This is a genomic window from Anabaena sp. CCY 0017 (genome assembly GCF_963920885.1).
Taxonomy (GTDB): Bacteria; Cyanobacteriota; Cyanobacteriia; order Cyanobacteriales; family Nostocaceae; genus Nodularia.
The window spans coordinates 38,816-57,251 of record NZ_CAWUDG010000023.1; the positions used below are offsets into that span (position 1 = coordinate 38,816).

Annotated in this window: 14 protein-coding genes and 1 pseudogene; 5 read left to right on the forward strand and 10 right to left on the reverse strand. The window is 42.4% G+C overall.

What is annotated here, in order from left to right:
• Window positions 1–26: 26 nt before the first annotated feature.
• Complete coding sequence (locus tag ACM0OW_RS20855; protein ID WP_414552075.1) at window positions 27–656, forward strand: NYN domain-containing protein; 630 nt, start codon at window positions 27–29, stop codon at window positions 654–656.
• On the forward strand, window positions 656–1,915 hold the full coding sequence (gene lptC / locus ACM0OW_RS20860; RefSeq protein ID WP_414552051.1) for an LPS export ABC transporter periplasmic protein LptC: 1,260 nt from the start codon (window positions 656–658) through the stop codon (window positions 1,913–1,915). The genes ACM0OW_RS20855 and lptC overlap by 1 nt, the downstream gene beginning before the upstream one ends.
• An 83-nt stretch (window positions 1,916–1,998) precedes the next feature.
• On the opposite strand, the gene ACM0OW_RS20865 is transcribed toward lptC, so the two are convergent.
• From ACM0OW_RS20865 to ACM0OW_RS20895, 7 genes and pseudogenes are all read right to left on the reverse strand, one after another.
• Entirely contained in the window at window positions 1,999–3,336 is a 1,338-nt protein-coding gene (locus ACM0OW_RS20865; protein ID WP_414552052.1) for a D-alanyl-D-alanine carboxypeptidase, read from the reverse strand.
• Between the two features lie 102 nt (window positions 3,337–3,438).
• Entirely contained in the window at window positions 3,439–4,494 is a 1,056-nt protein-coding gene (locus tag ACM0OW_RS20870) for a methyltransferase (protein ID WP_414552053.1), read from the reverse strand.
• Between the two features lie 28 nt (window positions 4,495–4,522).
• Window positions 4,523–5,593 carry an LOG family protein gene (locus ACM0OW_RS20875; RefSeq protein ID WP_414552076.1) on the reverse strand — a complete coding sequence of 357 codons (1,071 nt, stop codon included), beginning with the start codon at window positions 5,591–5,593 and terminating at the stop codon, window positions 4,523–4,525.
• A gap of 631 nt (window positions 5,594–6,224) precedes the next feature.
• A pseudogene (gene trxA / locus ACM0OW_RS20880) lies at window positions 6,225–6,566 on the reverse strand (thioredoxin); the annotation flags it as partial.
• A gap of 323 nt (window positions 6,567–6,889) precedes the next feature.
• The gene (locus ACM0OW_RS20885; RefSeq protein WP_414552054.1) at window positions 6,890–8,053 is read right to left on the reverse strand and encodes a GuaB3 family IMP dehydrogenase-related protein; all 1,164 of its coding nucleotides are present in this window, start codon (window positions 8,051–8,053) and stop codon (window positions 6,890–6,892) included.
• A gap of 379 nt (window positions 8,054–8,432) precedes the next feature.
• The gene (locus tag ACM0OW_RS20890; RefSeq protein WP_414552055.1) at window positions 8,433–10,385 is read right to left on the reverse strand and encodes a flotillin family protein; all 1,953 of its coding nucleotides are present in this window, start codon (window positions 10,383–10,385) and stop codon (window positions 8,433–8,435) included.
• 19 nt (window positions 10,386–10,404) lie between these two features.
• Window positions 10,405–11,070 carry a DUF1449 domain-containing protein gene (locus ACM0OW_RS20895; protein WP_414552056.1) on the reverse strand — a complete coding sequence of 222 codons (666 nt, stop codon included), beginning with the start codon at window positions 11,068–11,070 and terminating at the stop codon, window positions 10,405–10,407.
• Between the two features lie 389 nt (window positions 11,071–11,459).
• Between ACM0OW_RS20895 and ACM0OW_RS20900 the strand changes: the two genes are divergently transcribed.
• The 3 genes from ACM0OW_RS20900 to ACM0OW_RS20910 all read left to right on the forward strand — a co-directional run bounded on the left by ACM0OW_RS20900 (window position 11,460) and on the right by ACM0OW_RS20910 (window position 16,606).
• Entirely contained in the window at window positions 11,460–13,898 is a 2,439-nt protein-coding gene (locus tag ACM0OW_RS20900; protein WP_414552057.1) for an endonuclease MutS2, read from the forward strand.
• Between the two features lie 455 nt (window positions 13,899–14,353).
• Window positions 14,354–14,959 carry a DUF3038 domain-containing protein gene (locus tag ACM0OW_RS20905; protein ID WP_414552058.1) on the forward strand — a complete coding sequence of 202 codons (606 nt, stop codon included), beginning with the start codon at window positions 14,354–14,356 and terminating at the stop codon, window positions 14,957–14,959.
• A gap of 27 nt (window positions 14,960–14,986) precedes the next feature.
• Window positions 14,987–16,606, forward strand: coding sequence for a DUF4335 domain-containing protein (locus ACM0OW_RS20910; RefSeq protein ID WP_414552059.1), 1,620 nt, complete (start codon window positions 14,987–14,989; stop codon window positions 16,604–16,606).
• 382 nt (window positions 16,607–16,988) lie between these two features.
• Here ACM0OW_RS20910 and ACM0OW_RS20915 read toward each other — a convergent pair whose 3' ends face one another.
• The 3 genes from ACM0OW_RS20915 to ACM0OW_RS20925 are packed head-to-tail and all read right to left on the reverse strand — an operon-like array spanning window position 16,989 to window position 18,082.
• Entirely contained in the window at window positions 16,989–17,447 is a 459-nt protein-coding gene (locus ACM0OW_RS20915) for a ferredoxin (protein WP_414552060.1), read from the reverse strand.
• Window positions 17,447–17,833: a DUF1257 domain-containing protein gene (locus ACM0OW_RS20920; protein WP_414552061.1), complete on the reverse strand. Its 387-nt coding sequence runs from the start codon at window positions 17,831–17,833 to the stop codon at window positions 17,447–17,449. The genes ACM0OW_RS20915 and ACM0OW_RS20920 overlap by 1 nt, the downstream gene beginning before the upstream one ends.
• A 39-nt stretch (window positions 17,834–17,872) precedes the next feature.
• Entirely contained in the window at window positions 17,873–18,082 is a 210-nt protein-coding gene (locus ACM0OW_RS20925; protein WP_271942997.1) for a DUF2997 domain-containing protein, read from the reverse strand.
• Between the last annotated feature and the right edge of the window lie 354 nt (window positions 18,083–18,436).

The following is an 18,436-nucleotide window of genomic DNA, read 5'->3' on the forward strand; positions in this document are numbered from 1 at the left end:
AAGCATAATAATGAGGTATGACAACAATGTTGAATAATCTAGAAAGTGACTCAATCTTTACACCGGAACAAGTCTTGGAGAATCGAGGTCGTGTAGCTATATTCATTGATGGTTCCAACCTGTTTTATGCTGCATTACAATTGGGAATCGAAATTGACTACACAAAGCTACTATGCCGATTAACTGGCGGTTCTAGACTATTACGGGCTTTCTTTTACACTGGTGTAGACCGCACAAACGAAAAGCAACAAGGGTTTCTGTTGTGGATGCGTCGCAACGGCTATCGAGTCATTGCTAAGGATTTAGTACAGCTACCTGATGGCTCCAAAAAAGCCAACCTAGATGTAGAAATTGCCGTAGATATGATGGCCTTAGTTGATTCCTATGATACCGCAGTTTTGGTCAGTGGTGATGGAGATTTGGCTTATGCGGTCAATTCAGTCAGCTATCGTGGTGTGCGCGTAGAAGTTGTGAGTTTGCGCTCCATGACCAGTGATAGTTTAATCAATGTGAGCGATCGCTATATTGATTTAGAAGCCATCAAAGAAGATATCCAAAAAAACCCCCGTCAAAGCTATCCATATAGACCTCTATCCAGCATGGGTTTTCTGGAAGATATGAGAGAGGCTGATCAACAGTTAGAAATCCAAGATTAATGAATTATCAAAAAGGCAGGCGGCAAAAGAGAGTAAATTATGCTGATAAAGGGCAAAATACACCATATTTACCCCACTTATTTTCATCACTAGCTCTCGGTTTTTTTCGACGAAAAGCAAATTTGTTTTACCTGCCTTTAACTTTTTTATTGGTACTTGGATTAGTTGCTTGTGGGGGTAAATCCCCCACGCCTTCTCAACCAGATGATGTTGATTCAACTCCCCAAGAAAGCAATTTAACCTTCTTTGATGTCACTTTAGAACAAGCCGACGAAGTTGGAAGACCTGTTTGGAAAGTACGATCTAAGAAGGCGATATATACTAAAGAAAAACAACTTGGTCAGGCGGAAAGTCCCGTTGGTGAACTATACCAAGATGGCAAACCAATTTACCAAATACAAGCAGACAAAGCAGATATTGAACAGGATGGTCAGAGGCTATTTCTCAAGGGAAAAATTCTGGCTACAGATCCCGTCAATGGTATTGTATTGCAAGGTAATGAATTAGAATGGTTGCCTCAAGAAGATTTGTTAATTGTCCGTAATCAAATCAATGGGACTCATAAACAACTAAAAGCAGTAGCGCAAGAAGCACGAGTTAAAACTCGCGAACAGCGGATAGAATTTTCTGGTGGCGTAATAGCCAATTCCGTTGATCCCCAAATGCAAATGCGAAGTGAAAATTTAACTTGGCGAATTAAAGAAGAAATATTAACTAGCGATCGCCCCATACAAATTGACCGTTATAACAATAATCAAATTACTGACCGTGGCAGAGGAGATGCTGCCGAAGTTAACTTAAAAACTAAAATTGCTACGATCAAAAAAAATTCCCAGTTAGAGTTAGTAGACCCACCCACACAAATAGCTAGTAACTCTATGACCTGGGACATGAAAGCAGAAACGGTGAAGACAAATGCCCCAATTACTGTTGTCCAGCGTGCCGAAAATGTGACTGTAACCGCCAATCAAGGCGAAATGAAAATACAGCAAAAAATTGTCAATTTAGCAGGTAATGTCACCGCTATAGGTCAACGTCGTCAATCCCTGAAATCTAATCAATTAAGTTGGTATCTGGACAAAAAATTATTAGAAGCGCAGGGAAACGTGATTTATCGTCAAGTTGACCCACCCATAAATTTTACAGGTGAAACAGCCGTTGGTAATCTGCAAACAGAAGACATTATAGTTAAAAGTGGTAAATCTGGCCGCAGAGTAGTCACAGAAATTATTCCTCAAGATGCAGGAATTAGAAATTAGGAAGAAGCAGATGTGCAGGGGGACTGAGTAAGCAAACTATCAAGAATTAAATGGGATTCGATTCCTGTATTACGAACTACGAATTATAAATTACTTTTATTCGCAACTAACAAAATTTCGTTACGACTAGCCGCACCCAATTCCGGTGAAAAATATTTAGGAGAATGGGGAGTAATTGTAGAGGGAATATTGGGAACTACTTCTAACTTTTCTACCAGAGCTTGTAACAGCTTATCTTGATTAGCGCGGAAAGCTGGTATTTGTGGACCACGGTTAATAATAGCAAACCATACCAAACCGCGATCGCGTGTAGGAATGACTCCAGCTAAAGCGCTCACCTCTCGCAAAGTACCAGTTTTCATCACAGTAGCATGAGGCATATTTCTATATCGCATTGTTCCCCGACGGTCAAATCCAGAGCTAGGAAACAAGTCAGCCACATTAATTTTATGGGTCGATGCTTCCCGTTGAATCGCCATTAACATCGCACAAGCGGCTCTCGGAGAAATGCGATTGTCTACTCCTAATCCTGAACCATTAATTAACTGAATTTCTGCCTCTGGTACTCCAGCCAATTTAGCAGCTTTCGATTGCATGACAGCAGCGCCTCCCACCGATTCCGCCAACATTTCTGCCATGACGTTGTTACTGAACACGTTCATTTCCTTAATTAATTGCTGCAAAGGTAAAGAACGGCGACGTACCAGTAGGGTTTCTTGAGGATTTGGTTGGGTTGCTACTTTCACATTTCCCGCAATTACTACTTGAGGTTTAGCTGTACCCTTCGGCATAATGGAATATATGTAATTTGCTGGACGAGTCCAAGTTGCATAATTCAGTGCCTGCTTGAGCATTTGCCCAGCTAATATGGGATTGGGTTCAAAATTCATGGCGAATTTGCCGTTTATGAGCAGATTTCCCTTTACCTGCTTAATACCCATTTTATTCAGAGTATTACCCAGTGCGATCGCTTCTTCCCAAACAAACATCGGATCACCACCGCCGGTAATCACCAAATCACCCTGCAAAACCCCGTTAACTATTCGCCCTGTCGTGCTGACCAAAGTCTCAAATTGGTGGTCTGGCCCCCAAGTTTTCAAAGCCACAAGTGAAGTCGCAATTTTGGTTAAAGAAGCAGCAGGCAGAGGTGTAGTACCTTGATGATTAGCCATCAACATCGGCCCCGACTGCATCCAAATGCCTTGACTCTCCGCTAAGTTTTCCGCTACCAGCTTCGAGGAAATCATTCCCTGCAAATATTTCTGAACTGTAGTCGAACCGGCTGGATTGGGGTCAGGTGCCAGAACCAAGCCAGGGCTACTTTGCCAAGCTAATGCCTGTAAGGCTTCTGTAGGCTTAATTTGTACCCCAGCCATTTCTAGCCATACAGAAACTAAACCTGAACCCAATAATTCCAGCATACTTTCTTCCTCTAAATAGTTTCCTGTGCTAATATACAAGCTTTTCGAGCATAATCAGCAGGATGCATTGGGCGGTACAAGAACTTACATCTTGATAAACCATTATTTTGCTGATATTTTTACACCTTCAATGATGCTGATCGAAGAAGGGGTAGGAATAATCTTAGTAAGTTTAAACCCAGCAGCAGCAAAGAGTTCTTCAAATTCGGTTGCGGTGCGTTCACGGCCTCCAGAAGTCATTATTAACATTTCCAAATCGAGGAATTTACTCAGGGAAGGTTCGTTAGGATTGGGAATGACATTTTCTACAACCAGCACTTTCCCGTTGTCTGGCATCACATGGTGACAATTTTGAAGAATTTTGATGGCACTTTCATCATCCCAGTCATGAATGATGTGTTTCATGATATAAGCATCACCACCACTCGGTACAGATTCAAAGAAGTCGCCACTCAATAATTGCCAACGCCCCTCTAATTCTGATGCTTCTAAATGTTGCTTTGCTCCCTCAATTACTTGTTCTTGGTCGTAAACTATACCCTTAACTTTAGGGTAATTTTTGAGAATGCTAGCAAGTAAAGTCCCATGTCCACCACCCACGTCAATTAAGGTGTTGATAGAAGAAAAGTCGTAACTAGACACCACAGGATTGATATACGTGCTGGAAAAACTTGTCATGCAAGTGTCAAATATGGCTGCGGCTTCTGGTTTTTGAGCCAAGTAGGGAAATAAAGACGTTCCAAAAACGTCATCAAAAGCTGGTTTACCTGTTTTGATACTGTAGAGAATATTGCCCCAGGGTTGCCAATGCCAGTCTTCAGAACCGAACATGATAGCCATCGCCTGTAACGAATCTGGAACATCACTGCGGAGATATTCGGCCATTGGTGTGAGCTGAAAACGGCGATTTTCCAGTTCTGTAAATATAGCAATGCTACACAAAGCACGCATTAAGCGATACAATGATTCTGCATCAACTTCTGTAGATTTTGCTAACTCTTCTGCACTTTTAGCACCATCTTTTAGTAAATCAGCAATCCCCAACTTAGCGGCTACATAGATTGATTGCGTTAACCAAAAACCACAAATCATTTGCTTAAGTTGTTCGGCCAAAGGTATTTGACTTGTTGACTGGTAAGTGTCCTGTTGAAATCCCATGATTTGTGAAAGATAAACTCTATAAAATTCACTTCCTTTCTGGATGTGCCTTTTCTTCCTGAGAAGGAGTACCCATCTGGTTAATTAATGCAATCATTTGATACAAACGACCCAAATCACGCTGGTTAAAGTACAACACCAAGCGGGGTAGTTCGGCTGTTTCATCTTGGTTTTCTTGAGGTAAAGCTGGGCTTTTGGCAATTTTTCCTTTTACCAAAATATCGCTAAAGTTAGCATTTAACTTTTCTACCGCAGCATCTGATAAATCTGCTGACAGACGAATCACTAATTGCTCACCTACATAGCGGCTAGAGTGATAAACTTGATAAAAATTGGTAATCGCATTACAAGCTACTGCCAGGTTATCTGTGACTGTGTAAAGGCTAGGGTCTTCGGGACTCACAAGACCTTTCTGCACCAGTTGTTGATCAATATATTCGCTCCAAGACCGCCAGTAATCGCCACCTGGATGATCTATTAAAACTACAGGAACAGGGCCAAATTTACCTGTCTGGCTTAAGGTCATACATTCAAAAGCTTCATCTTGAGTGCCAAAACCTCCAGGAAATAAAGCCACAGCGTCACTTTCTTTGAGGAGAAATAGTTTGCGGGTAAAGAAATATTTAAAATGAATCAGCTTCGGATCACCTTCAATAAATGGGTTCGCTTGCTGCTCAAAGGGTAACTGAATATTTAAGCCAAAGGAATTATCTCGTCCAGCGCCTTCGTGACCCGCCTGCATAATACCGCCGCCACCGCCTGTCATGACCATGAATCCTAACTGACAAACAGCACGAGCAAATTCAAGGGCGATTTGATACTCTGGTGTTTCTGGAGATAGACGCGCTGAACCAAAGATAGTAACTTTGCGAACGTGTCGATAGTCATAAAATAGCTGGAAACCTCGTTCCATATCTGCTAAGGCAGATGACAAGATTTTCCAATCAAGACGTTCAATTTCAGTCTCAGCTAAACGCACTATAGTAGCCAGTGCTTGCTGAATCAGTTGCTGATTTTTTAACGTTGGTAAACGATCAAATAGTTCAGCAATATCCGCCTGGAGAGTCTCTAATGTGTCAAAAGACGCAGATGAGGTCATGAGAACTGTCGCCACAATGGCATTACATTTTACCTGATTTTGGAATGCAGTTTACAACCGCTTCACTCGGTGGTTATTTAAAACTCCATAGTTTTTGACTATTAACATATTAAAGACTATTCATAATCTCTTATAGCGGTTTTGACATGAGTTAAAACAGTGTTAATAGCTCAAAGCCTTACAGCCAGTGGCTTTATCCTCAGCACTTTGCCATAAAATGAAAAAGCACCTGTGGTTAAAAATTCACCAAGGCACTGCTCAAGAATTCAATAGACATACAGCAATCTAATTTAATTCGGTGAATTGACTGCGGTAGTCCAGAAAATGGTAACAGCAAGATGAAATAGATGGCATTGAGTTTTGTCAGCGTATGCTATAGGCAGGCTACGTCAACAAAAATCAAATAGAAGTATATCGCACCAAGTCGTTAGATAAACGCCAAAATGCTGTAAAAGCCACACTACATTTTTAGAACCAAGTATGACTGGGGTCGTGGACATCTAACACTGTTGACCACAAGAAAAAGTTTTTTTGAGACGCGAGTTTTCGCGCCTCGCAAACTTCTTCACAAAGATTTACCTAAATCTTAAGCAAATGGCAGACTCAAAAGGATTGTGCTACCAATTGAGTCTCAAAGATATTTTTCCAAAGTGTTAGCTAATGTAGTTTTAGGCACGGCTCCGACAACCATATCAACCTTTTGCCCATCTTTAAAAATCATTAAAGTAGGGATGCTGCGGATGCCATACTGACTGGCGACATTAGGATTCTCATCAGTATTAACTTTCACAACTTTGATTTGACCTTCATATTGACCGGCAATTTCCTCTACAACAGGAGCTACCATGCGGCAGGGACCGCACCAGGGGGCCCAGAAGTCAACTAAAACTGGTACATCGCTTTCGAGTACTTCTTGCTTAAAACTAGAATCTGTAACTTGTTCGGCTGCTGTCATGCCTAAAAACCTTTGCCAATTATATTTCTGAGTTTGGTGAAAATTCTACCATAGCAAAAACAGCCGCTAAGAAGTCAAAAATGTACATTTGCAACGAAGTTAAAGAAATTATGGACAAACATAAGGAACCGCCCAGACAATAGTCCGGGCGGAGTGTGGTGTGAGGAGTGAACGGAAACATCTGTCTCCGCTATCTCTATTGTAGGCGACATATCGGATTTTTCCAGAGATTGTTTAAGAGTCTGGAAAATTTTTTCAACAAGAATTTGAGTTGGGGACTGGGGATCAGTAAAGAATTTATTTCTTATTAGTGATTCCTACCTCCCTATTCCCCATTTTCTTTATTTACCCATGCCTAATTGTTGGGCTTTTTGGTATACTTTACCTTCTGTTAGTAGGGAAGGAGCGATTACCACTTCAACTTGCTGCATTTCTTTGATGTTTTTGGCTCCTAATGTCCCCATGCTAGTTTTTAAGGCTCCCACCAGGTTATGAGTGCCATCATCCAGTCCGGCAGGACCGATGAGTATTTGCTCTAGGCTGCCAGTTGTACCAACGCTAATGCGAGTCCCACGGGGCAGTAAGGGGCTAGGAGTTGCCATTCCCCAATGATAGCCCCTACCTGGAGCTTCGGCGGCTCTGGCAAAGGGAGAACCGATCATCACACCATCAGCACCGCAGGCGATGCACTTGCAAATGTCGCCACCAGTAATTAAACCACCATCGGCAATAATCGGGATATAGTTACCAGTTTCCTGATAATAATCATCTCTGGCGGCTGCACAATCTGCGATCGCAGTTGCTTGTGGTATGCCCACACCCAAAACGCCACGAGATGTACAAGCCGCACCAGGTCCAATTCCCACTAAGACCGCAGCCGCCCCAGCTTTCAACAAATTTAACGTAACTTCATAGGTAACACAGTTCCCCAACGCCACTGGGATGGGCATAGAACGGCAAAATTCAGCCAAATCGAGGGGAACTATCGACTCTGGCGATAAATGTGCCGTAGAGACTACTGTAGCCTGGACAAAAAACAAATCTGCCCCGGCTTTTGCCACTATTTCACCATATTTACTGGCTGCGGCTGGAGTAGCACTCACCGCCGCAATACCACCTTGTTGTTTAATTTCCTGAATACGTTTTTCAATTAATTCCGGCTTGATGGGTTCGGCATAGAGTTCTTGCATCAAGGACACAAATTCACTTTTACCGACTGAGGCGATTCGTTCTAAAATCGGCTCTGGGTCAGCATAGCGAGTTTGGATACCTTCTAAGTTGATGACTCCTAATGCTCCTAACTGTGACAGTTTTACAGCCATTTTGACATCGACTACGCCATCCATTGCACTGGCAATAATTGGGATTTCTCGCTCAATATTGCCAATAGTCCACTTTGTATCTGCCAGACTCGGATCGAGTGTTCTGCTACCAGGGACTAGAGCAATTTCATCAATTCCATAAGCTCTACGAGCTGTTTTTCCCCGCCCAAGTTGAATTTCCACGCTTTAACTTTTTTCAAATCTGTTTAAGCTAGGGTATCAAATTGTGAGGGGATTTGGAGCGTTTTTTTTGGACAGCAACCACTAATTTTTAGAGGATAAGAGTTTGGAGCAAATTGTGAACTTGCATGATGAGGACGGACAAGACTTGTACTGAGCAGTTCGGCAAGCTCACTGTAACACTTGTCGTAAAGCCTACGGCATAGCTGCGCTTACCGCGTAGCGTCTCGTATAGAAGTATGCCCATCCCACAAGATATTCAGTCAAAATTATGTTTTGTAGGGTGTGTTGTCGCGTAGCGCAACGCACCATCTTCAATTCTCCGTGCGTTAGGACTAGCGTCCATAATGCACCCTACAAGGTTCGTTCACTGTTAACTGAATTAACCTATTTCTTTGTTGCTTTGGTTGGGGGTTGGTTTTGGGTTATGAACTAAGGAAAGATTGTTGTTTGTGTCAGTTGTTATTGGGTGATTACTACGGACTAATTGGCTAATTTGACCGATTAATTCGCCTAATTTACCTTCATCAAGTAACGTATTAATTAAGGAAAGCCCACTGGTAGATAGCATGAGTTTGTTAATATCTTGAGCGCCATTACTGCCATTTGCACCAGGGAATGAGTAAATCCGGGTATCTCCTAAAACTCCCGGTTGTGGGGCTAGGGCTGTGAGGATTTCTGGGAGTTTAGCAGCTAATTCTGGCCAAATTGTAGTCAGCATTTGGGCTGTAAGGTTGGCGCTACTGATTGTATTTTCGGCGGCGATTTTGACTTTTAGGGCTTCTGCTTCTGCTAAAACTTTATCGCGGTTAGCGGATGCGATGATCCGAATGGCCTCTGCTTCTAATTCTGCGGCTTCTTGGGCGATTTCAGCTTGACGGCGACGGCGGAAGGCATCGATTTCGACAACGTTGCGATCGCTTATACTGCGTTGTTGGGCTTCTCTTTCGGCTGCAATTGTCGATAACCGCTTGTTACGTTCGGCTTTTTCAATTTCCCCGGCTGTATTCACAGCTTCTTCGGCTGTGGCTTGTGCTGCTTGGGCGAGGAAGCTTTCACGTCTTTTCGCAGAAATAGCAATCTCTAAATCTTCTTGAGCAATTCGTGCTAGTTTTTCTGACTCGACTATCTCCACTTGAGCTTTGAGTCTACCAGCATCTACCTTCTGTTTACGGGAAATTTCGGCAATTTCTGCTTCCTGCTTTTGCAGTGATTGTGACACCTTTAAATGTTTATTGCGTTCGTCTAGAGCAATATCGGCTTCAATTTGGCTTTGTTGCAAAGATAATTTTCGGCGAATTTCTTCTTCTTCAACTGATCTTTCTTGCAAAATTCTACTGCGTTGAATCGCTGCGGCTTCTTTATCTTTTGCTTCTTGGATTTCCCGTTCTCGCTGTGCCTTGAGTGCCTCTACTTGAAACTTTTGCTCTAATTTAGCACTTTCTTGTTCTTGGGCAATTTGTAGCGATCGCTTTTGAGCATCTAGTTCTTTTTGCTCAATTGCTACTTGACTTGTTAATTCAACTTCTCGTTTTTGTTGAATTGAACGCTGAATAATTTCTGTTCTTAAACGCACACCTTGAGCATCAAAGAAACTATCAGGATCGTATGTAACACTTTCTAAAATTTCCGAGATGGCAATATTATTGAGAGTTAACCCCACTTTTTTCAAATCTGAACCCATTAAATTCAAAACTTCTTGAGCAAAACCCAATTTATCAGAATCAATTTCGGCTATTTCTTTGGTTTTAGCTGCGGCTCTAATAGCATCATCTGCCCGTTTGTCTAAGGCGTTTTTAATGTCATCAGAAGTAATTATTGTACCACTTTGAGATAATTTTGCTGCTGCTGTCAAAACATCTTCTTCTGAGGGATTAATACACACATAAAATGTGACTCTAATATCTGCTCTTAGATAATCTTTAGTCCGCACTGCCATTTTCCCAGTGCGTTCTACATCAATAGAAATTTCTCGCAAAGGTACACGGGTGAGTTGATGAAATCCCGGTAATACAATACAACCACCATAAAGAATTACCGATTTCTTTTTGGTAAACAAACCCCCAGTTCTGACAAAAGCCTCGTTATTGGGTGTGACTACATAAATTCTGGTGTAAGCATATAAGCTTGCTAAAAGCAAGAAAACTAAAGCAACAATAATTCCTGGTAAGACTAAGCCATTATTGATTTGAGCGATAGTAGGCTGAAATGTGACTGGTGAAATACTTTGAGCGAGTGTTCTAGTTTGCTGCTGTTTTGGTTGTAACTGAATTGTGGGAATTTCCGATACAGGAATAGTTGGTAAAGACTGGATAAAAGTTAACCAAAATAACATGATTTTACACCCTAATTATTTAAGTTTTATTTTTCTGGCTGGAGTTAGCTAACCAAAGTTGTTCATCTGTGCTATCTTTGGCAATTACCAGATAATTTTGCGGTTGATTTTCAATGACAATCACTTCCTCACCACGTTGTGGTGCAATGGTTGCCCATTCTGGTAAAGCGGCACTAATTGTAAGAAAATTACGTTTTGGATCTAATACATCTACTTGTCCAATTTTACCTTCAGTTTCACTAGGAATATAAAAAGAACTCACAGTACCAATACAACCAATCAAGCGATCGCTACTGGCATCTTCTCCAAAATCTGCAAAAAGTTTACCAATTATTTCTGCGATAAATCTTCCCACTAATAAACTGAGAATTAACGAGACTAATAATACAATAATTCTAACCAATGCACTGAAACCACCATTAATTATTCCACTCCCTAAAGTATTTAATATCAGTCCAAAAACGCCCCACAAACTCAAATCTGCTGCTAGTAATAAGATGAGCGGAGCCTTACCAATACCTAGCCATCCCAATGCTTGAACAAAGCTGAAATTTGCATCGGTATCCGCATCAAATTCGGCATCTGCATCTGCATCTTCCCCACCGGAGATAATCACAAACAGAAACAGCACTACTCCCATTCCCAGGAATATCCAATAAGGCAAGTTGGCGGGACTAAACAGCATAAAAGTTTGTTCCTGCTATGTATTTAGCAGTGGTGCTACACTAAATTATTATGGTTATCAAAATTACACCTGTCCAGGCAACATTGTACATTTGATAACTCGGAGTTAATTTTTATTTGAATACAAGAAAATATTTATTTATATTTTTTAGGATTTCTACTTAAAAGTTAAGTTGTTTGTAAACCGAATTTATTCGGTGGTGATACAATAAAATGGTTCGCTAACGCGAGTTAAAATTCCGTGGTGAACAGCTTATGGGCAGGGCGTTGTCCATTGGGCGAGGAACCCTATAAGACGCGCTACGCCTGCAATTACTGTTTAAACCCAGAATCTCCCGTCATTTATGCGGGGGAGTGTGTCAAAATTCTTTCAGATTCGACATTGAAGCCTTGATCCAATCTGAGACCTTAGAACTACTCGAATGGCATCGCCTTTGCCAGCATCTTTCCACATTTGCGGCAACTAAGCTAGGGGCGATCGCATCACTTAATCTGAACATCCCTGCATCTCAAGCAGCAAGTCAGCAGTTGTTAGCACAAACTAAAGAAGTCTACCAACTGGAAACTCGGACAACAACAGGACTATCTTTTGAAGGGATTCAAGATATTGGTGATTCCTTAGAACGCGCTGAACTTAGCGGTATTTTAGCAGGGGATGAACTGCTGGCGATCGCTACAACTTTGGCCGGGACAAGAAATTTACGCCGTGTCATTGATAACCAAGAAGATTTGCCCACATTAGCGGATTTAGTCGCCGATTTGCGGACTTATCCCGAACTAGAGCAAGAAATACACCGATGTATTGATGAACGAGGCCAAGTAACCGACCGTGCGAGTCTGAAACTGGGAGAAATTCGCACAGATTTACGTAAAATACGCAGTCAAATTACCAAGAAACTGCAAAATATTTTACAAGCAAAATCTGGAGCGGTTCAAGAACAGATCATTACGCAACGGGGCGATCGCTATGTCATCCCGGTGAAATTACCCCAAAAAGATGCCATTCCCGGCATTGTCCATGATACTTCCACCAGTGGTGCGACTCTTTACGTAGAGCCTAATTCGATTGTGCCTTTGGGAAACCAATTGCGGCAGACAATTAGAAGAGAGCAAACAGAAGAAGAAGCGATTCGCCGCACTCTTACACAAAAAGTAGCAGAAGTCAAGCCAGATTTAGAACGGTTGTTAGCAATTGTGACGACGTTGGATTTAGCCACCGCCAGAGCGAGGTATAGTTTCTGGTTAGGAGCAAATCCCCCCAGATTTATCAACCGTGAAGACAATGAAATCATTACCCTGCGCCAATTACGGCATCCTCTGCTAGTGTGGCAACAGCAACACGAACAGGGTCAAGCTGTGGTTCCTGTGGATTTGCTGATTAGTCCCCATCTGCGGGTAGTAACGATTACCGGACCGAATACCGGGGGTAAAACAGTCACTTTAAAAACCCTCGCTTTAGCAGCATTAATGGCCAAGGTAGGGTTATTTGTTTCCGCCCGTGAACCTGTAGAAATACCTTGGTTTGAGCAGGTATTAGCTGATATTGGTGATGAACAATCCTTACAGCAAAGTTTATCGACATTTTCTGGACATATTCGCCGAATTAGTCGAATTTTGAATGCGTTGGATAACGAAGAACAGCCAGAAAATGCTACCCCATCTCCTGCTTGTACAGACGCGATGAATCGCGTCTCTAGCAACGCACTCGTCCTCCTGGATGAAGTCGGGGCGGGAACTGATCCAGTAGAAGGTAGTGCTTTAGCGATCGCCTTGTTGCAATATCTCGCCAATCATGCCCAGCTAACCATTGCCACAACTCACTTTGGTGAATTGAAAGCGCTGAAATATGAAGATGAGCGATTTGAAAATGCTTCTGTAGAATTTGATGAAAGTACCCTTTCGCCTACCTATCGTTTATTGTGGGGCATTCCTGGACGTTCCAACGCCTTGACAATTGCCCGGCGTTTGGGTTTAAAACCAGAAGTGGTGACACAGGCTAAAACTCAGGTAGGAGGGGCTACAGACGAAGTTAACCAGGTGATTGCTGGGTTAGAAGCACAACGCCGCCGCCAAGAAACTAAAGCGGCGGAAGCTCAAAGTTTGTTGCAGCAAGCGGAACGTTTATACAAAGAAGTTTCGGCAAAATCTGATGCTTTGCAGGAACGGGAAAAAGCTTTGCGGGCTGATCAGGAAGTAGCAGTACAGCAAGCGATCGCTCAAGCTAAAGGTGAAATTGCCCAAGTGATTCGCCGTTTGCAAAAAGGCACACCAAAAGCCCAAGATGCCCAACAAGCCACTGATGCGTTAAATCAAATTTCCCAAAAATATCAGCCAAAGGTAGCACCAAAGCCCAAAGTCGGGTTTATGCCCAAAGTAGGCGATCGCGTCCGGCTTTCCCAGTTTGGGCAAACAGCAGACGTTTTAACCGCCCCCGATGCTGATGGTGAATTTAGCGTCCGTTTTGGCATCATGAAAATGACCGTAAAGCTGGAAGACATCGAATCTTTGGATGGTCAGAAACCTGAACCAGTTGTTAAACAAAAGCCAGCCCCAGCCCCAATTACTCAACCCGAACAAAGCGCCCCTGTGATTCGCACCTCTCGAAATACAGTGGATTTGCGTGGGAAACGGGTAGCTGATTCGGAGATTATTTTAGACAAAGCAATCTCGGAAGCCACAGGCCCCTTATGGATTATTCACGGACATGGAACCGGGAAGTTGCGCCAAGGAGTTCACGCCTTTTTGCACCAACACCCCAGAGTTAGCCACCATGAACCCGCAGAACAGGCAGATGGTGGCAGTGGTGTCACTATTGCCAATATTAAATAAAGTGGCAATAAATATCACAATCACAGATTACTAGATTGTTAATGTCTATTTATAGCAACCGTCATATCGGTTAGAACAGTGTTGATGGCTCAAAAGCTGAATGCAAATGGGTTTATACTCAGCACTTAGCACTCAGCAATCAGCACTTTGCTATACTAATTACCTGAGTATTTAAAGTAATTAACAATTAGATATTAACTAAATTTAGTAATGTTTATTTATACATTTCTACTGAAATCATAGTTTTCTGGGGGAAGAGATTAATCACTTTTATCAAGTAAATTTCTTGAAAATAAATTTTCATCTAGTAGAGTAAGACAAAGACTATTGCTGTTTACCAAAATGAGCAAAGCTTGCGGCAGCTTCTAGCTAATAGCGATGGGAACCCAACCTTGATATTTCAGAGTCTGGTTTCAAAATGGGTAACAGCAACAGCCCCTACAGCCTGATCACCTATGCTAAAAGTTATGCACTCGGCCGCCGATTCAGCCACACCAAATCCCCAGTGGGCGGATTTAATTAAGCTTCCAGCCCCAAACACAGTGGAATGGGACAACATCAAAACCCAATTAGACTTGGTGCTGTTGGCGCTAGAAACTTTCACTGGTATTGGTTCCGAGGCCATGCTGTCTGCGGCAATTAATCTGAATTTAGAGTCAAGAGTGCCAGACCGGGTAGCTTTATGGCGCTTGCGTCAGTCTAATCCTTTGCGTAAAGGTCAAGGTGGGCGAAAAAAGCTAGATGTGGAAGAAGCGCGATCGCTTGTTCTCATTACCTGCTACCTCGCCAAACAGCACCAGGAATTGATTCGCCGTGCTGTTGGTCTACTCGAACAAATGGCGGAAAAGAAGCGGGAACCTCATCAGGTTGCCTTACTTGGAGATTACATCGATGCTTTTTGCAATACTTACCAAGAACGGATGGAAGACGACGACCAAATAACCACGGATCTACTTACCCACTTGGCCCTAAAGCTGCTTGTAGATTTATTGTTTTACAGTGCGCCTGGTGGACATCGCCGTTTCTGGCTAGCACTCATAGACAGTTCTGCAAAATTTTAGATAATCGTCTCCCTCGCCGTTTCTGCCATGCCATCATTAAATTCTGTCATTCGACGTTACACACCACCAACTTGTACCTTAGAAATATTGGCGCAAAGTTCACCTTTATCCCAGTGGATGGGAAAAACGGTGATCAAACAGTTAACCTTTGAACTCCACTTTGACGACCCCCAATTACCAGACGAAAGTAAAATTCCCATTCGGGGTGATAGAGATCAACTAGAAATGTTGTGTGATGTTGTCACCAGCTATGTACAAGAATTTCTTCAACAACCCCCAGATAACTTTTGGCTCAGTCTTTGTGAACCCCAAGATTCTAGTAAAGTATCTGATAATTCCGAGTTCACAGATTTTCAGCCATCTTTACAACCAACCATTAAAAATCTTAAATCCTTTACAGCGCAAACAGAGAACAAAATCTACTTAGAAACAGGCAGTTATTTAACTCACAATCTGTTTCTTGGCTCCCTCGCTAACGAAATCTCTGGTTCTGTAATTCAACTCAGTCTTTTGCAACTATTCGATTTAGCAACCGCTTTAGACGAATATTCTGCTGATGTCATGGCTTTACCAAATCTCCATAACAATAATAAAGTTCTACGATTACCTGCTTGGTCTCCTATTGCCGCAGTCATGGTTTTAGGTATAGGTTTATTACCAATAACTTTGCAGTTTGCCAACAATAACAGGCAAAATCAACCACAAATAGCGGCAACATCAGACTCAGAAGCGGCGAACACTGCCCTAGAACCCTCAGCGTCTCTCGATGTTCCCCCATCGCCACGGGGATTTACACCCCCAGATAATTTGACATCGTTACCGCTTCCAGGTGCAGACTCTCAATTTCCTACCGCTAGTTTCCCTCAACAGCCCTCGACAGCACCTAATTCGAGTCTCTTTACAAATTCCGCCTCATCCTTACCATCTCAAGAAGATCCACTATCTATATTTGAGACCAAAATCCCCAACATAGACAGCAATTCACGCAGTATAGCCTCTACAAGAATTCCCGAACAGCAACTTACTATTCAGCCCAATAGCCAGACAGACCTCACAGGCTCAATTCCTCAGAGTGAAACTGCGATCCCCCAAAGGCGGACTTTACCACCCAGCCTATCTGCTAACCCAGACACATCACTCAGTAGCTCATCAGTTCCCTTGTCTGTGTCCACGAATCCCAATCAAAATAGGAGGCAGACTTCTTCTTCATCTGACCCACGCATCCAGATACAGCAAATAGAAGAAGCAATGAAGTCTTCTGTAAATGTCGCAACTGAGGCAGATCAGAATGCCTTAGTTAGTAGATTAAGTAATGAACGCGTCAAGCCGCAATCAGAAGAATTTACCTCTGCTCCGACTTTGTTTGACACACCTCAAGTAGCAGAAGCTAGAGAAATTTTTACAAAACGCTGGCAGCCCCCGACTGGATTCACACAAACATTAGAATATAGTTTAATGGTGGGTATTGATGGTAAAATTGAAAGAATATATCCTCTAAATCAGGCAGCAAGAACATTTGTTGAAAATGTGGGAATGCCTGAAATTGGTCAACCCTTTGTTTCTGCCAATAAATATGGGCAAAATATCAGAATTCGAGTTGTTCTCGGTCCTGATGGTAGGGTTCAAACATTCCCTGAAAGTGAATAGAATCCCCAATTTGTAGTGGACTGACAAGCCTAAAATAGTGCATTAAACGTAGGTTGGGTTAAGCGCAGCGCAACCAAACGCTGCCAATATAGGAAAGTCCTGAGTAAAAACCAAGTAGGGGCGGGTTTACAGATATGCTCAATTACTAATAATAATTTTAATAAGCCCGCCCTTACATCAAGGCTTTCAGCAATCAAAAATCTCCTAACCTCCTTGGCGGTTGCTATAAATAGACCACACTGTAGGGGCGCAAGGACTTGCGCCCCTACAGTGTGGTTCAAATATATAAAAACTGGCACTCAGCACTTTTTTATATCAGGTAGGGATTTCTATCTCCACCTGATACAAGATAGCCTATGAAAGGTTTTCTAATTACGAATTATTAATGGGGTTTTTGGTTTTTTAACTTTTGTTTTTTACGTCGCCGTTCAGCAGCATATACAGCCTGTTCAACTGGATAGCCTGCAATAGGTATAGCCTGATATTTACGTTCTTCTTCTAACTTTTTCAGTTCGGTGTAATCAACCCAATGGATGCAATCGACTGGACAAGTATCAATTGCTTCTTGGATGATATCCTCCCCGTCACCATCTTGGCGAATCACACGCGATCGCCCATAATCTGGTTCAATGTAGAAGGTGTTACGTGCCACATGAGCGCAGTGTAAGCAGCCAATACAGGTGATTTCGTCAACGTAAACACCCTTCTGACGCTCAATACCACCCAATTCCGGCTCTAAACCAGAGCGTTCTGGGTCATCTCGTAAGAAGCCACCTAACTCTGGTTCCAAACCGTTCTGGTTGTCTTCTGGTTCTGACTGCGAGGGCAAAAAATCAGCCATTACGCACTCCAGCGTTGTACTACTAAGCGAATTGAGCCATCTTGATTTTTTTCTTGTTCAGTCACTTGAAAGCCTGCGCGAGCAGTTTCTTTCACAACGGACTGATAAGCATAGCGTTGAGTTACTTGGCGTAAGAAGCCATCGACAGACAAGCCTTGTTGCCAATATTGCAAGTCAGCCACCAACTCATATTCTTTGCCATTCCATCTAAAACCGATGTCATAGCCGTTTTCCTGCTCAATCGTGACTTCCGCAGGATGAGTTTGACCGCGATAGCCACGGACTTCGCGTGGGCCTGGTCTCCAGTCTATGCCCAATTCTGTTAGAGCATCTTTCAAAGAATCAAGGTTACGGATTTGAGTTTTAATTTGGCTAAAGTGTGACATGGCAGTTGTGAATAAATGACACGAAACTTTTAAGAAAATTTACCAATCGCTGTATGTGGCTTGGGTAGTGGCTACAGCTGATTGTTGCACCTGTGCGGCGAAGAATTCTGAGGTTGGCTGATGACTAAGTACTTGTCCCAGTTGTGCTTCTATTGCTGCTGTAACCTCAGCGCAAGAATTGCCCACAATACCAGTGACTGTTTCTTGTACTCGACCGTCTGGATAGATGATGAACTCTAATGTCTCCATGCTTTTAGCCAACCTTGATAGTACGTTTGAACTTTACTGCCTAAGCAGCAGGCTAAAAATATAGCCATCGGAACATTGTTACTTAGATACAAACTTGCCATTTGTGAACAAATGTTCCATCTCTCAAAATATATATCTCAGAATCTTTACAAATTTTATTAATATTATAAGCACATACTTCAGTTATTAGTTAGTTTCGCTTAACATACTAAATTAGTCAAGCTCACAATTACGCTGCCAAAATCAGCGACAAAAGTCCTCAAAGCAAGCATTAGCAGTAGTTTAGCCAGTTATCCCCTTCATAAAAGTATACAATTTATTGAAAAATTTTATCATTACCATTGAATATACACT

Excerpts from the sequence above, each read along its gene's own strand:
- ACM0OW_RS20910 (WP_414552059.1), top strand. The coding sequence starts at position 14,987 with ATGCCATCATTAAATTCTGTCATTCGACGTTACACACCACCAACTTGT.
- lptC (WP_414552051.1), top strand. The coding sequence starts at position 656 with ATGAATTATCAAAAAGGCAGGCGGCAAAAGAGAGTAAATTATGCTGAT.
- ACM0OW_RS20855 (WP_414552075.1), top strand. The coding sequence starts at position 27 with ATGTTGAATAATCTAGAAAGTGACTCAATCTTTACACCGGAACAAGTC.
- ACM0OW_RS20920 (WP_414552061.1), bottom strand. The coding sequence starts at position 17,833 with ATGTCACACTTTAGCCAAATTAAAACTCAAATCCGTAACCTTGATTCT.
- ACM0OW_RS20890 (WP_414552055.1), bottom strand. The coding sequence starts at position 10,385 with ATGTTATTTTGGTTAACTTTTATCCAGTCTTTACCAACTATTCCTGTA.
- ACM0OW_RS20865 (WP_414552052.1), bottom strand. The coding sequence starts at position 3,336 with ATGCTGGAATTATTGGGTTCAGGTTTAGTTTCTGTATGGCTAGAAATG.
- ACM0OW_RS20875 (WP_414552076.1), bottom strand. The coding sequence starts at position 5,593 with ATGACCTCATCTGCGTCTTTTGACACATTAGAGACTCTCCAGGCGGAT.
- ACM0OW_RS20915 (WP_414552060.1), bottom strand. The coding sequence starts at position 17,447 with ATGGCTGATTTTTTGCCCTCGCAGTCAGAACCAGAAGACAACCAGAAC.
- ACM0OW_RS20870 (WP_414552053.1), bottom strand. The coding sequence starts at position 4,494 with ATGGGATTTCAACAGGACACTTACCAGTCAACAAGTCAAATACCTTTG.
- ACM0OW_RS20925 (WP_271942997.1), bottom strand. The coding sequence starts at position 18,082 with ATGGAGACATTAGAGTTCATCATCTATCCAGACGGTCGAGTACAAGAA.
- ACM0OW_RS20895 (WP_414552056.1), bottom strand. The coding sequence starts at position 11,070 with ATGCTGTTTAGTCCCGCCAACTTGCCTTATTGGATATTCCTGGGAATG.
- ACM0OW_RS20905 (WP_414552058.1), top strand. The coding sequence starts at position 14,354 with ATGCTAAAAGTTATGCACTCGGCCGCCGATTCAGCCACACCAAATCCC.